The organism is Desulfovibrio sp. (assembly GCF_035644575.1).
Classification (GTDB): Bacteria; Desulfobacterota; Desulfovibrionia; order Desulfovibrionales; family Desulfovibrionaceae; genus Desulfovibrio.
In genome coordinates this window covers 1-13,999 of the sequence record NZ_DASQOG010000091.1, presented here as the reverse complement: position 1 = coordinate 13,999, position 13,999 = coordinate 1, and the positions used below count along the sequence as shown (strand labels likewise).

The window sequence follows — 13,999 nt, the reverse complement described above, 5'->3', positions numbered from 1 at the left end:
CGATATCAAGGCTATCAAGCCCGAGGTCTTCCTTGATATGCGCTGTAGGAACAAGCTGATCCGGGGACAATTCAAATTCTTCACTCAAGGCCGCGTCAATCGTCTCTCTAATTTTATTATCGTTCATTCTTTCCCAACATTCATTGAATTTTCACTCAACCTATCAAATATGATAGTGCAATTGCAACCGCCAAGCGCAAAACTGTTTTTTAATACCAAACCGCTTGGTTTATGCATCTGGCCGTACATATGGTTCAAATTTCCGCATCTGGCATCAGGATTACGCAAGCCGCGCGTTGGAAAATATGTGGAAGACTGCAACATTTCTATACATAAAATACTTTCCAGCGCGCCGCTGGCCGCCATGGTGTGCCCCAGGTGCCCTTTGAAGCTGCTAACAGGTGTTGTTGAGCCAAAGACGGCTTCAATGGCCTGCCCTTCTGCAATGTCACCGAATTCGGTAGCGGTAGCATGGGCGTTAACATAGGCAACATCCTGCGGTTGCGCGCCTGCATCTTCCAATGTTCTGCGCATGCAGTCGGCAATGGCAGCCGCATCGGGCTGGGCGATGCTGCCGGGCGATGAAGATATGGCCGCGCCGCGTATTTCCGCCAGTACAGGCGCATTGCGGGCCTGGGCGCTTTCCAGACTCTCCAGCAGCAGGATGCCCGCACCTTCGCCGCAAACAATGCCCGTGCGGTCAGCATCAAAGGGACGCGAGGCGCAATCCGGGTCTTCGGCGTGCGAGGCAGCGCCAAGGCGGTCAAAGGTGGCGGAGGTCAAAAGGTGAAATTCATCCGCGCCGCCGCAGAGCATCATGTCTTCCCGCCCAGCCGCGATAGCCTCAAACCCGAGACACAGGCTCATGAGGCCAGAGGCGCAGGCGGCAGCAGGCGCAAGCGTGCGGCCTGCGCACCCGCAGGCCAGAGCCACATTGGCGGCGACCGTGTGGCTCATAACCTTGAAAAATACCGTGCTGCGCATGCTCTCCACACTGTGCTCGCGCAGAAACATCTCAAAAAACTCATGCAGCATGGTGGGGCTGCCCACAGTTGAGCCAACGGCTACGCCCATGCGCTGCTCGGGGCGTGTACTCAGCCCCGCGCTGTTTAGAGCCTCCCAGGCTGCCAGACAGGCAAAAATCGACATGGGCGACATGGAGCGCCGCAATTCCCTTGGAATGCGCTTTTCGTGCAAAGGCGGCACCAGCCCGGCCACACGGCACGACAAACCTTCAAGCTTGTAGGCTGGCAAGGGGGACAATGCGCAGCGATTATCGCGCACACCTTCGTACATGGCGGCCACGCCTTCGCCGAATGGCGAAACCGCACCCATGCCCGTTACGACTACTCGCTTTCCGCGCATTCCCTGAACTCCTTGAGAACGTTATCGTGACCGTAGGAAAATCCCACGGCCAGGGCAGCACTGACCATGCCGCCCAGCACGCCGGGCAGCAGGATGTTTTGCCCCGCCAGAAACAGCCCCGGCAAACGTGTGACAGGCAGCATGGGCATTGCGCCAAGGTGGTGCTGCACGCCATAAAGGCTGCCAGTAGCGCCGTAAATCCAGCGCCGCATGGTCAACGGGCTTGCTGCATCCAAGATGCGCCAGCGCCCTGCAAGCTCCGGCAGACGCTGTTCGATGTAAGCCTGCAATCGGGCAGAGGACTCACGCTTCCACTCCACATAGTTACTGGGGCGCGGATGCGGATCGCCGTTGGGCAAATCCTTGTCGTCCATGAGCGCCACGGCCATTACAGCCTTTCTGCCATCCGGCTGCGGCCTGTCGCAAAAAAGGTATACGCTGGGGTGCGCGCTTTCCACACCTTGGAACAGTTCTTCCGCTGAAGGCTCCGGCAGCAGATAAATACTTTCGTTTTCATTCAGGCAGTCGCGTGTTTCGGCAAACAGCAGCATGGCCGGGCGTGTTTCCGGCAGCTCATTTATGCGGTGCAGATAGGCCGGACGCATGAGGCCCTTGGGGATCAGCCCCTCGAGTTGCGAAGGATGCCCGGTAAAGAAACAGCGCTCGCAGGCAAGGCAGGAACCGTCACGCAACACCACGCCGCGCACTCCCTCGCTCTTGTCCGCATCAATACCTGTAACAGCGGCGTTGCAACGCACAGTGACCCCAAGCTCGCCGAGGCCCGCAAGAAGAGCCTCAACCAGAGCCAGCCCACCGCCCTGCCACGAACCGCTGGACTGAAAATACGGCCCTGCCACAAGGGAATATTCTTCAAGCGAGGATTCTTCGGGCCGCACGCCATACAAAAGGCACCGGGTGCCGAGCATGGCCCGCAAGTGAGGAGGAAAGCCGACAGATTGAGTATAATCGGACACGCTGCCCGCGCTGTGGAGCGCAAATGACGGTTCTGCCCGCACAGCAGGATTCAGGTAGGGGGAGTGGCCCAGCTCCGCATCCATATGGTGCAGAAAAGCCTCCATGGCTGGCCCAGCGCCGGGGAATTGCCGCTCTACGGCATCTGCAACCTCGCGCTGCCCTGCCGGAAGCTGAAAAATATTGCCGTCGGCAAAGTGAAAGACCTCCGTGCGGCTGGTGGTCACCTGCTGCAAATGCTTTTCTAGACCCAGCGCCCGCAGCCAGCGGCGCAAAACACCCCCGGCATGCAGGCCTCCGCCGCAGTGAAAGCCAGTATCAAAATACAGCCCATCGCGCCAAAAACCACGCAGCAGCGGGGCAACGCGTGCGCCCGCTTCCACCACGGCAACATCGTGGCCCTGACGCGCCAGCAGCAATGCGGCAGTCAGGCCGGTAATGCCACTGCCTGCGACCACGCAGCGCATCAGCCGAGCCTCAAGGCGATACTGGCATTGCTGCCGCCAAAGCCCGCCGCATTATTCAGCACCACTCGCGGGGGCTGCTCCAGCCTGCGGACAAGTACAGGAATGCCAGCGGTATCGTCGTCCGGCCCTTCATAATTTATGGTAGCAGCCGTAAAACCCGCCTGAGCCATAATGACGGCGTAGGCCACCTGCGCCGCGCCAGACATCCACAATTCATGCCCGGTGAGACTTTTCAGCGCCATGACATCGGGGCAGTCAGCGCCGAAAACGGCCCGCAGATTTGCTGCCTCCGCCGCATCGCCCTGAGGCGTAGATGTGGCATGCGCGTTGACAATATCCACATCGGCAGTACTCAGCCCGCCTTCCGCCAGAGCCATGCGCATGGCGCGCGCAAGCCCGGTGCGGCTGGGAACGGAAAGGGTTTCGCCGTCCGCGCTGCAACCAAAGCCCAGCACTTCTGCCAGAATGCGGGCATTGCGCCTGCGGGCCATGTCGTAATCTTCCAGCAGCAGGGCCCCAGCGCCGCCGCTTGGCACCAGGCCGTCCCTGCCCTTGTCAAAGGGGCGGGAGGCCGCCTCCGCAGGGGTGCGCACAGAAAAAGCCCCCAAGCCGTCAAAGGAGCAGACAGACGGCCAGTTCATTTCTTGCGCAGCGCCGCAGACCACGCGGTCAAGCCGCCCAAGGCGGATTTGGTCTGCCGCCTGACCTATGGCATATGCTCCGCTGGCGCAGGCGGCGCTTGTTGTCCAGCTTGGGCCGGTATTGCCAAGCAGCACGTTGAGATTCATGGTGATTGTGGAATTCATGCAGCGAAAAACATGACCGCTGCCCATGCCGGAAGTGCAGCCCGCCTCCAGCAGCGCCACCTGCTGGTCAACTACAGATTGCACAGTGGAATCATTGCCAAAAACAAGGCCGCACCTGTCTGAGCGCAGGTCTTCGGGTGCAAGCCCGGCCTGCTCCAGGGCATCCAGCGTTGCCGCATGCGCCTGAATGGCAAAATCCGGCATGCTTTTACGCTGCTTTCTGTTAAGATGGCGCGCGCAATCAAAACCGTCTATGCGCCCGGTAAGCGGGCTGCGAAATCCATGCTCCAGCCGTTGCGGATCGGCAACTATGCCGGAAATTCCATTATACAGCGCGTTGGCGATCTGCTCGCGGCTAATGCCCAGAACAGATACAAGCCCCACGCCAGTTATGACAACTCGCCGCATCGGGCCTCACATGTACAGTCCGCCGTTGACGGACAGCACCTGCCCCGTAACGTAGGAAGAGAGGTTGGAACACAAAAATCGCACGCACCCCGCCACTTCTTCCGGCAAGCCCGGCCTGCCAAGGGGCACGCTTTTCATATATTCATCTACTGGCAGCCCAGCCGTCATCTCGGTGCTGATAAAGCCAGGGGCCACGGCGTTAACAAGCACGTTGCGCCGCCCAAGCTCGCGGGCGAGGGCGCGTGTTGCGCCGATAAGACCAGCCTTGGCGGCGGAATAATTCACCTGCCCCGCCATACCAGCCTGCCCAGAGGTGGAAACAATATTTACCAAACGCCCTGTGCGCGCCCGCTGCATATGCGGCACAACCTTGCGCGATACATGGAAAAACCCGTTGAGATGCACGCCGATGACGGAATCCCACTGCTCTTCGGACATAAGCCCAAAAACGGTATCGCGGGCAAAGCCCGCGTTATTGATCAGTGCAAAGGGAGTTTCCACTGCGAGCAGAGGATCAAGTGCGGCTTCCACCGCATCTTTATCCGTCACATCAAAGGGCAGCAGCGCGCATTGACGACCCAGGGCCTCAATGGCGTCGCGCACGGCTTCTGCGGCATCGTGATCGCTGCGGTAGTTCAGCCAGATATCAAAACCATCGGCGGCTAAGCCAAGGGCAATGGCCTTGCCAATTCCTTTGCTTGCGCCGGTTATCAGGGCAATGGGCGAATTTTGCATTTGCTCCCCTGCTTGCATGTTTGCATGCCTTTATTTATTAAAAAGGCACCAGTTAAGACAGCCGCACCATATACAAGAGAATCTTTTAGGACAACTCTCAATTTAGGACGGAATTTATCATGCGGATTCTTGCAACAGCCATGATTGCGCTTTTTTTCTTTTCCAGCGGATGCAGTTGGGTTGGCAGAACTGCTGGCAAAGCCTCTGCAAAAATTGAAAGAAAGGTTGATGCGGTTCAGCAGGGCTATAATGACGGTTACAAGGGTGAACAGAAAAAAGCAGACTAGTTTGCTATGTTGCTTTTGCGGCACCGCGCTACGTGCTGTAGAATAATTCAGCAATCACGGTGCCCTGTCTGCCAGATAAAACCGATTAACCTCACAGGATGCGAGGCAGCAAGAAACAAATATCGCCTTGAGTTGCACGCACTTTTTTGCATGCCGCCATCTCAAAATTTCAGCATGGCTCATACGTCCTTATCAGACGTATGAGCCACGTTTTTGTTTATTCTTTCAAGCAAAGCTTCAACATCTGCCCCTTACTTCCCTGCGGGCACCCGCGTAAGACTTATCTCCGCCAGTGCGGCATCCAGATCAAGGTTCATGGCAAACCGCAGCCCTTCGCTGCCAAGCACAACACGCACGGGCTTATCCGCATTTTCCGTACCGCTCACAAACAGGATTTCAAAGGCCTGCCACATGCCGTCACCGGTTTGGGGGCAATCCACGGCTTTTCCCTTGGGGGCGAGGGCCGCGCCCTGCGCGCCAAATACGCTTGTCTGGCCTCCGGCTTCCAGAACCAGCGGCAGCCAATCGTTCTTTTTCAGTTCTTCAAATATGGCCCCGATGGTTGTATTGGCAAAGGGAGCAGACAGGGTAATCGTTTCCAACTCGCCGCCCTTGCCGTCAAACTTCAGGCCTTTGCCCGCGAGGCTCCAGGACTGATCGGCAAAGCACACCGCATAAGCGCCAGGCTCTTTAAGCCCTTCATAACCCGGCAGGGCAAATTCCTTCCAGCGGGCCACATCCATTCCCTTGCGCATCAGTTGCACCAGCATGAACATGGGCACACCCGCCGGGGCCACATAGGCCTCACCATCGGGCATGGTAATGAGCATGGAGGGATACTTGCGGTTTTCGTTCCGGCCAGCGGCATCCATCGCAAACTCGATTTCCTTGGCTGAACCCGGTTCCGGCTCATGATAATACTGCCAGGCCATGCCGTTTTGCATGCTTACGCCAATGCGCGTGCAGTCATGCTCAGGAAATTTGCCCGGACTTACCGTTTTCGATGACTTTTTTGCCAAGCCTTCAACAACAGGCTTTTTATCCCCATTGTTGCCTACGCAAAAAACGGCCTTGATGTCAGAACCCATGCTGTTTTTCAGCACTATCCCCGCAGCAAACCCCGTTGACGGCAAACAAATCAGCAGGGCCGCCACGCCAGCAACCCATTGTTTCAGCAAGTACATGCAAGACTCCTTGTGATGCAATTTAAGAGCTGATGCCTGCCACACATGCTCAATGCCCTGCTTATCAGTGCAACGCTTCGCGCAGTTCCGCCAGGTTGGCATCGTCTTCGGGGTAGTACAGTTCAACAACCGTGTTGGCGTCATTGGTCAGCACGGTACCGATGCCGCCTTCGCGGGTAGTAAAATCAACGGTTCCTTCGCCAGTGGTGATATTGATGCCCTTCAGCTTGCGGGCAAGATCAATGAGATCCGTGCCCCACTGCCCGTTTTCCACTTTTTTGAGCGGATACAGGCCAACAGCGTACCACACTTTTTCGTCCGGCTTGTCGTAGATTGTCCACTGGCCGGTGTGCGTTGTACGCCAGCCTTCGGGGATGGTTTTTTCCTGCGGTGCAGGGGCGGGGGCAGCAGAATCTGCCAGGGCCGCAAAATCAGGCCTGTCGCCAGTAGGGTCTGCGGGTTCCACGGGCTTGGCATCGTCCGGGCGGTCGCCCGTCACAAGCCACTTGGTATTTTCCGGGCCTTGCGCTACTGCCAGCAGTTTGCCCAACGGCGCTGCACTCTTGGCCTTTGGGGAAATTTTCAGACTTTTTACAATCGGCCCCACACCTCGGCAGGCATGCCCAACAGAGACTTCCATATACTTGTCGTCCGCAAGGCCAACCCAGTACCGCGCAATCTTGTCGGCAAAAACAACTCCCTTGCCTTCACCCAGAGTGCGAAAGTCGTTGCCGCCGGTTGTGCTGGCAGAAGCTTTTGCAAGCAGCTCCAGATCGCCGTTAAAGCAATCCCTCTCAAGCATCGTCACATAGCAGTCTTCTTTTGGAGAGCTGAGCAGTACCTGATTCCCCTCCTCCTGTGTTTTCCAGCCTGCGGGCACCTCGACCACCCAATCCCCCACCGTGCGGGGAGCAGCAACAGCCGAAAACCCGGGCCACAGCAGCAGGCACAGCAATACAAGCGCAGGCTTCGCGGCAGCCTGCAACCATGAAAAAGGAACCACACTCCGGGGCATTCCCCAGCTGACACAAGCAGAGCCATCATGCGCGCACACGTTGAAAACCCTTAAATAGCCCATGTCGCAATCCCCCAGAATTTTATTGGTGATTTCGGCCTGATTTTCCATCTCCACTTCCTTACCTTCGTAACGTACCTGTGCATAAATGTCTTTGGATGTTTTTACCTGAAGGTGGCAAGATGGCAAAAATTCACCAAAATGCGCGTATCTTGTGGGGCTGACAGCACAGAAGCATTGACCGAATAGCGCACATATGCCAGTTTTTATGACAACATTAACGGGCCTTTTGCCACGCAAACCTGGGCCGTGCGCAACATGCTGCTTCATGAGCCTGCGCATGTCCCCAGCAAATCCAAGGAGTTCGTATGAGCACCGGCATTTTGATCGCCATAGGAGCCGCTGTGGTTGTGTTCGCGGTCATTGTAGCCCTTTACAATGCCCTGGTGCGCGGCAAAAACATGGTGGAGGAAGCCTGGAGCAGCATTGATGTGCAGCTCAAGCGGCGGCACGATCTGGTGCCCAATCTGGTCAGCGTCGTCAGGCAGTACGCCACCCATGAAAAGAGCCTGTTTGAAGAAGTGAGCGCTGCGCGCGCCCGCAGCCTCTCCGTACAAGGTGATGTTGCAGCACAGGCCAGGGCGGAGAATATGCTTTCCGGCGCGCTGGGCAAACTCTTTGCCATAGCGGAGGCCTACCCGGAGCTTAAGGCCAGCGAAAACTATCGCCAGTTGCAGCAAAGCCTCGCCACGCTGGAGGACGAAATCCAGATGGCCCGCCGCTATTACAACGGCGCAGCGAGGGAGCAGAACGACCGCGTCCGCCAGTTCCCGGGCAATCTGGTTGCCGGATTTTTCCACTTTGCCCCTGTGACGTATTTTGAACTTGATTCACCAGCAGAACGGGCGGTTCCTGATGTTGGTGCACAATAACAGGCAAGACGGGCTGGGCATCCGCTTGTGGCGGCAGGCCCTGTACTTCATAGTTGCCGCACTGATGGCGGCCTTGCAGCTTTGGGTCTCCGGCGTACTGATAATGGCGCGGCGGTCGGATACCTTGCTTGGCTGCAATCTTGCCGCAGGGCTGGTCTGGCTATGGTATGCGCGCCGGTGCTATATGCTCGGCAACTTTGCGCGGATGGCTCTGGCGTTCATGGGCTTGCTCGGCTCTGTGGGACTAGCGGCCCTGAGCCTGCCAGACCTGCTGTTTTAAACACCGCCAGCGTCACGGCATCCCCTCCACAAACAGTCTGCGCAAGGATGAACCCATGCACACTCTCTATGCCAGCAGTTGGTTTGCACGCCGCATTGCACTGACCGTATGCGCCCTGCTGCTCTGCATCCATGCCATGTGCTTTGCTGCATCCGCGCAGGAACGCATAGAGAGTTTCGCCTCCACCGTCACAATCCATCAAGATGGCAGCATGCATGTGCGCGAAGCAATTGTTGTGCATGCGGAAGGCAATCAGATTAAAAAAGGCATATATCGCGAGCTTCCTCTGCTCTATTCCGGCCCGGCAAACTACAGCGGGACGGTTCCTTTCACCGTTACATCCGCAAGCATCGACGGCGTGCCCCTCAACCCGGTCGAAACAGAAATCAGGGGCGATTACATTCGGGTGCTCATGCGCGGCAAGGAGCCTCTCTCCAATGGGCAGCACCGCTTTGTGCTGGAATACGATACATCCCTGCACCTGCGCTTTTACGAATCCAACGGCGAGCTCAACTGGAACGCCACTGGCGTATGGGGCTTCCCCATCCTTAACGCTTCGTGCCGTGTCATTCTGCCCAAGGGCGTAGCTGTGCGGCAAACAGCCGCGTGGGCCGGGCTGGCTGGCTCCAGAGATACAGACGGCATTACAATCGGCAAGCCGCAAGCCAACGAAGCAATCTTTACCCTTGCCAGTACCCTTGCGCCGGACACCCAGCTTACGGTGGCTGTGGCCTTTGACAGGCAGAGCATTGCCGACCCGGTGCTTCCGCTTGCATTGCAGCAACAAAGGGAGGACGAAGCCCTGGAGCTGGCCCGGCAGGAAGAGGAGCGTGTCATCAGGGAGCGGGGCCTGCTCTTTGAAGTCCTGTATGATAATCCCTTGCTGCCCGCGCAGTCCCTGGCTTTTTGCGCTGTCTTTTTTTACTATTTTCTGCTTTGGCAGCGCCTTGGCATTGACCCGCCCAAGGGTGCCATATTTCCCCGCTATTACCCGCCCAATGCCGCTCAGTGGAACAAAAAATCTGCTGCTGAGGCTACGCCGCAAGTGCTTTCACCGCTGGCGGTGGAGTTTTTCTACAAATCGGCCCGCATCTCTGGCCGGGGGCTTGTCGCCACGTTTCTGGCTCTGGCGTTCAAGGGTCTGTGCCGCATCAGCAAGGCTGACGCTAAAACCTATGCGCTGGAACTGCCCACCTCAACAACCGGGCGTAAAGAAGAGCTTGCGGTAGAAGAACAGGCCGTATACCGCGAGCTTGCACGCAGTACGGGTAAGGGTGAAAAACTCTTGCTGCGCCCCAAAAATGAAGATGTCCGCAGTATTTTCAACGCAGCCAGGGCAAACCTTAAGCAAAACTTTAAGGGCGCATGGCAGTTAAACACCTGGGTTGCGGTGCTTGGCTGGTTTTTGGTGCTGCCGCTGGCCTTTGCGGCGAGCTTTTGGGAAGTTGATCCTGTGCTGCTTATGCCGGATAGCTCTCAACTTCCGCTGATTCTGCTGTTGCTCGCGGTTTGCATGGCCTTTTGCGCAGCGCTGGCGCTCCCCTTGCTGCTGATGCGGCAGCAGGCAAAATCCCTGCTGGAAACTCTGGGGCTTATGGCTTTGCCCCTGGCCGGGGTAACTGCGGTTGGCCTTCAGTTTTATTTTTACGATCTGGGGTGGTTGCTTCTTCTGCTCATGATTATCACGTCCATTGCGTTCACAGCCGTCATCAAGGCTCCAAGCCCAGCAGCCCGCGCTGTGCTGGACGAAATTGAAGGCCTTGCCATGTACATGCGCACCGCAGAGCTGCCGCGCATGGAGCAGGTAGGCGCGCAGGACGAAAAGCCCGAAGACACGCCCGAGGTTTTTCGCCGTCTGCTGCCCTATGCACTGGTGCTGGGGCTGGAAAAAACGTGGTGCAACAGGTTTGCCGAGCAGCTCCAGGCGGCAGCGCTGGAAGACTCCGGCGTTGATGTCGCCCTTATACATGGGCATGACGGCTGGAGCGATTTTTCCAATGGTTTTGGCAGCGCGGTAAACGCCTCCTCCGCATCTGCCGAATCCTCATCCGCCAGCGGTTTCAGCTCCGGCGGGGGCGGCGCGGGCAGCGGCTCTGGCGGGGGTGGAGGCGGCGGCCTGTAGCGGAGGCGCATCAGCTTTTGTTTCTGGTTGCCGTTGTTTTTCCTATTTCAAGCAACGGCAAGATTGTCTCCTGCCAAAGCAGGGACCACTGCGCGGGCATTTCCTCCTTGACCATTTTTTATTTATCTATATATTAACAAAAAATTCCAATAAAATACTATTTATGAGTAAATCATCAGCTTCCATAAATGCCCTGCCGCCCAAGGTTCTGGCAAAACTTGAAGATCTGGGCCGCAGAATCAAACTGGCGCGAAAGCGCCGGAGTCTGACCCTGCACGAAATGGCCAAGCTCATGATGGTTTCTGTTGGCTCCCTGCAAAGGCTGGAGAGCGGTACCCCGGGAACAAGCCTTGGCACCCTTGTGACGGCCCTGCTCACCCTCGGGCTTGAAAACGACCTGGACAGCGTAGCCGCCATGGAAACGGACATGATCGGCCTTGCCCACGAACGCAGGCGGCTTGAGGGCAAAGCGGCGGGCGGCAAGGACAAAATTTCCTACGACTTTTAAGGGAGACCGGTCATGACAACCCGCGTGGCGTATGTGCATATGCACCTTGACGGCTGCTTTGTCGTTGCCGGACGCCTGCGCTATGTTCAGGATGGCCGGTTCAGCCAGTGCCTCTTTGAGTATTCCAACCGCTATCTGGAGCGGCCTGACGCCGTGGCCGTTGACCCCGTTGCCTTGCCCCTGCAACGGGAACACACCTATGAAGGCCCGCTGGGCGGCGCACTCTTTAACGGTCTGCGCGATGCCTGCCCTGACGACTGGGGTCGTCACGTTCTTGATATCGCCGCCGAAGCCTCAGGCTCCCACCTTGGCGAATTTGACTACATGCTCTATGCCGGGCCGGACAGAATCGGCGCGCTCGGTTTCAGCAGCGCGCCCGATGCCGCCCCCTTTACCGATGTGCCGCCCTGGGCGCAGAGCCTCCCCGGCGCGGAGCTTGATCTTCAGGGCATGTTGCTCGCAACGGACAATGTGGAGCAGGCAGACGAGCTCAACCCGCAGTACAGACGCTTTTTTGTGCGCGGTTCTTCCATTGGCGGCGCAAGGCCCAAGGCCTCGTTTGAGCAGGACGGCAAATTCTGGGTTGCAAAATTCAGCAAGGAACGCGAAGCCTGGCCCACCTGCCGCATAGAGCATGCAAACATGCTCCTTGCCGGAAAGTGTGGTATCAACGTGCCGGAAACAAAACGGATTACGGTTCTGGGCAACCGCGATATCCTTCTGGTGGAGCGTTTTGACCGCCAAATTCAAAACGGCGCCCTGCACCGCCTGCCCTTTGTTTCAGCCATGACTCTCATTGGCGCAGCAGGGCCGGAGGCGCACGCCGCCTACGCAGATATTGTCACGGCCATGAGGCGGGATTTTTACAGCGCCGAAGCCACACGCAACGATATCCGCGAGCTGTTTCAACGCATGGTCTTCAATACCCTCTGCAACAACTCTGATGACCATTTGCATAACCACGGTTTTCTGCACACGACTGACCAGAATGGCCGATCCGGCTGGCGGCTCTCCCCTGCATATGACGTGGTGCCGCAGCCTGTGATGGACGATGCTCCACGTGCCTTGCACCTGAGCGTTGGGCCGGAGGGCCGCAGCGCCGCCATGAGCAACGTATTGGCAGCTGCGCGGCACTTTGGCATTGCGCGCGATGAAGCCCGGATTCTTGTGGAAGAAATAAGAGGAACAATTCGCCAGAACTGGGAAGCCCTGCTCCTGAGCGCCGGTGTGCCGCAGCGTAACCTTGCCGATCTGCGCAACTGCTACGCACTCGCTCTGCTGCCTGATGCGGGCACGTCCTCATAATCCGCCGCCCTGCCCCGTATATTTCACTGGCAACCTGTCAACAAAAAACGACCTGCTCTGCCGCGTCACTATCGGCAAAGCAGGCCGCCCTGCGTACAAGTCGTTATTGTAAGGTCAGCCTACCATGCGGCTTGCACAGCTTCCGTGGCCAGCCGGATCATGCTTTCCGGCGCAATGCCAAGGGCCAGAACAAGCCCCACAAGGCAGATGCCCGCCATACGCGCGCCGGCGTGCGGCACAATGGGTTCCGCATCATGTTGCGCGGCCTCGGTATACACGGCGCGCACCACCTGCAAATAGTAATATATGCCGATGGCTGTGTTGATGGCGGCAATGATGACCAGAGCCGTATGCCCCGCCCGCCACGCGCCCGTCAGCAGCATGAACTTGCCCATAAAGCCCACAAAGGGCGGAATGCCCGCCAGGGCAAACATGCTCACGCCGAGCACAAAGGCCAGCATGGGCGAGCGCCGCGAAAGGCCGTTCAGATCCTTGATGCTCAGGTTACGACCGTCAGGCGAAACCACGCACAGCACCAGAAATGCCGCCAGCATCATAAAGACATAGCCTGTGGCGTAATAGAGCGCCGTGGCAATGCCCCAGCCTTGCAGGGTCGCCATACCCATGAGGATGTACCCGGCATGCGCTATGCCCGAAAAACCAAGCATGCGTTTGACGTCGGTCTGCACCAGCGCCGTGAGGTTGCCGTAGCACATGGATGCGATGGAAAGCCCGGTCAGCAGCAGCGCCACGTGCCCCTCGCCGGGATATGCCATGGCGCAGAACCGCGCCAGCACGGCCACAGCCACAATCTTGGGCATGGAGGCGATAAAGGCCGTGGTGTCGTTGGATGCGCCCTGGTACACGTCCGGCGCCCAGAAATGGAAGGGAAACACCGCCAGCTTGAAGAACATGCCGCAAAAGAGCATGAGCAGCCCCACCAGAGGGGCGGCATGCGAGCCGGCTGTCCTCATGGCGGGCAATATCTGATCAAGATAGGTGCTGCCCGCGATGCCAAAAATCCAGCTCATGCCAAAGAGCATGATGCCCGATGCCGTCACGCCAAAGAGCAGATACTTGATGGCCGCCTCCATAGGCGCGCGCATGCTGTCTGAGGGCGTGCGCATGGGCACCAGCAGATAGAGCGAGTAGGACGACAGCTCAAGGGCGATGAACAGGGTAATCAGCTCCACACTGCTTGAAAGCAGGGTCAGCCCCAAGAGGCTTGTGAGCAGAAAGAAGTAATATTCCGGGCGCATGCGTACGGAAATACCCTTGGTGTCCGCCCCAAAAAGCAGCATCGTGGTAAAACCGATGGACATCACGCATTTCACCAGCTGCGAAAACAGGTCTACCCTGTAGGCTCCGTAAAACAGGGTTCCTTTGGCAAAAAGACAAAGAACAGAGGTGGCGGCAAAGGCAACCCCAACGCAAAGAACCAGCAGGCGCAAGGTTTGCGTCCGGGCTTCCGTCAGAGTCATGCAAAATGCCAGCAGACACCCTGCAAGAAGAACCAGTTCCGGTGCAAAAAGATGTGCGTTCATGCGTAGGCCTTATGTCTGTGCTTGGGGTTCATCAACGCGCAATAAGTTCAGCAAGGGCCAGTGCGCTCG

13 protein-coding genes are annotated in these 13,999 nt (G+C 57.7%); 6 read left to right on the top strand and 7 right to left on the bottom strand.

What is annotated here, in order from left to right:
- Nucleotides 1-123: 123 nt before the first annotated feature.
- Genes VEZ52_RS04885 through fabG form a run of 4 tightly spaced genes read right to left on the bottom strand, consistent with a single transcriptional unit; the run spans nt 124 to nt 4,753 of the window.
- On the bottom strand, nt 124-1,365 hold the full coding sequence (locus tag VEZ52_RS04885) for a beta-ketoacyl-[acyl-carrier-protein] synthase family protein (protein WP_324835790.1): 1,242 nt from the start codon (nt 1,363-1,365) through the stop codon (nt 124-126).
- Nucleotides 1,347-2,804, bottom strand: a complete 1,458-nt coding sequence (locus tag VEZ52_RS04880; protein WP_324835789.1) for a phytoene desaturase family protein — start codon at nt 2,802-2,804, stop codon at nt 1,347-1,349. Before VEZ52_RS04880 ends, VEZ52_RS04885 begins: the two co-directional genes overlap by 19 nt.
- A complete protein-coding gene (locus VEZ52_RS04875) occupies nt 2,804-4,018 on the bottom strand; it encodes a beta-ketoacyl-[acyl-carrier-protein] synthase family protein (protein ID WP_324835788.1) in 1,215 nt (404 codons plus the stop codon). The genes VEZ52_RS04880 and VEZ52_RS04875 overlap by 1 nt, the downstream gene beginning before the upstream one ends.
- Before the next feature lie 6 nt (nt 4,019-4,024).
- A complete protein-coding gene (gene fabG / locus VEZ52_RS04870; protein WP_324835787.1) occupies nt 4,025-4,753 on the bottom strand; it encodes a 3-oxoacyl-ACP reductase FabG in 729 nt (242 codons plus the stop codon).
- Between the two features lie 140 nt (nt 4,754-4,893).
- Here fabG and VEZ52_RS04865 point away from each other — a divergent pair, with 140 nt between their 5' ends.
- Nucleotides 4,894-5,040 carry a hypothetical protein gene (locus tag VEZ52_RS04865; RefSeq protein ID WP_324835786.1) on the top strand — a complete coding sequence of 49 codons (147 nt, stop codon included), beginning with the start codon at nt 4,894-4,896 and terminating at the stop codon, nt 5,038-5,040.
- Between the two features lie 251 nt (nt 5,041-5,291).
- Here the strand turns inward: VEZ52_RS04865 and VEZ52_RS04860 are convergent, their stop codons facing one another.
- Both VEZ52_RS04860 and VEZ52_RS04855 read right to left on the bottom strand, forming a co-directional pair.
- The gene (locus VEZ52_RS04860) at nt 5,292-6,224 is read right to left on the bottom strand and encodes a hypothetical protein (RefSeq protein ID WP_324835785.1); all 933 of its coding nucleotides are present in this window, start codon (nt 6,222-6,224) and stop codon (nt 5,292-5,294) included.
- Nucleotides 6,225-6,288: 64 nt separating this feature from the next.
- Nucleotides 6,289-7,350, bottom strand: a complete 1,062-nt coding sequence (locus VEZ52_RS04855; protein WP_324835784.1) for a hypothetical protein — start codon at nt 7,348-7,350, stop codon at nt 6,289-6,291.
- A gap of 257 nt (nt 7,351-7,607) precedes the next feature.
- Here VEZ52_RS04855 and VEZ52_RS04850 point away from each other — a divergent pair, with 257 nt between their 5' ends.
- The 5 genes from VEZ52_RS04850 (at nt 7,608) to VEZ52_RS04830 (ending at nt 12,386) form a co-directional block, all read left to right on the top strand.
- Complete coding sequence (locus tag VEZ52_RS04850) at nt 7,608-8,171, top strand: LemA family protein (protein ID WP_324835783.1); 564 nt, start codon at nt 7,608-7,610, stop codon at nt 8,169-8,171.
- Nucleotides 8,155-8,451 carry a hypothetical protein gene (locus VEZ52_RS04845; RefSeq protein WP_324835782.1) on the top strand — a complete coding sequence of 99 codons (297 nt, stop codon included), beginning with the start codon at nt 8,155-8,157 and terminating at the stop codon, nt 8,449-8,451. The genes VEZ52_RS04850 and VEZ52_RS04845 overlap by 17 nt, the downstream gene beginning before the upstream one ends.
- A 55-nt stretch (nt 8,452-8,506) precedes the next feature.
- The gene (locus VEZ52_RS04840; protein ID WP_324835781.1) at nt 8,507-10,573 is read left to right on the top strand and encodes a DUF2207 domain-containing protein; all 2,067 of its coding nucleotides are present in this window, start codon (nt 8,507-8,509) and stop codon (nt 10,571-10,573) included.
- 163 nt (nt 10,574-10,736) lie between these two features.
- Nucleotides 10,737-11,081, top strand: a complete 345-nt coding sequence (locus tag VEZ52_RS04835; RefSeq protein WP_324835779.1) for a helix-turn-helix transcriptional regulator — start codon at nt 10,737-10,739, stop codon at nt 11,079-11,081.
- Between the two features lie 12 nt (nt 11,082-11,093).
- On the top strand, nt 11,094-12,386 hold the full coding sequence (locus tag VEZ52_RS04830; RefSeq protein ID WP_324835778.1) for a HipA domain-containing protein: 1,293 nt from the start codon (nt 11,094-11,096) through the stop codon (nt 12,384-12,386).
- 119 nt (nt 12,387-12,505) lie between these two features.
- On the opposite strand, the gene VEZ52_RS04825 is transcribed toward VEZ52_RS04830, so the two are convergent.
- Nucleotides 12,506-13,930, bottom strand: coding sequence for an NADH-quinone oxidoreductase subunit N (locus VEZ52_RS04825; RefSeq protein WP_324835777.1), 1,425 nt, complete (start codon nt 13,928-13,930; stop codon nt 12,506-12,508).
- Between the last annotated feature and the right edge of the window lie 69 nt (nt 13,931-13,999).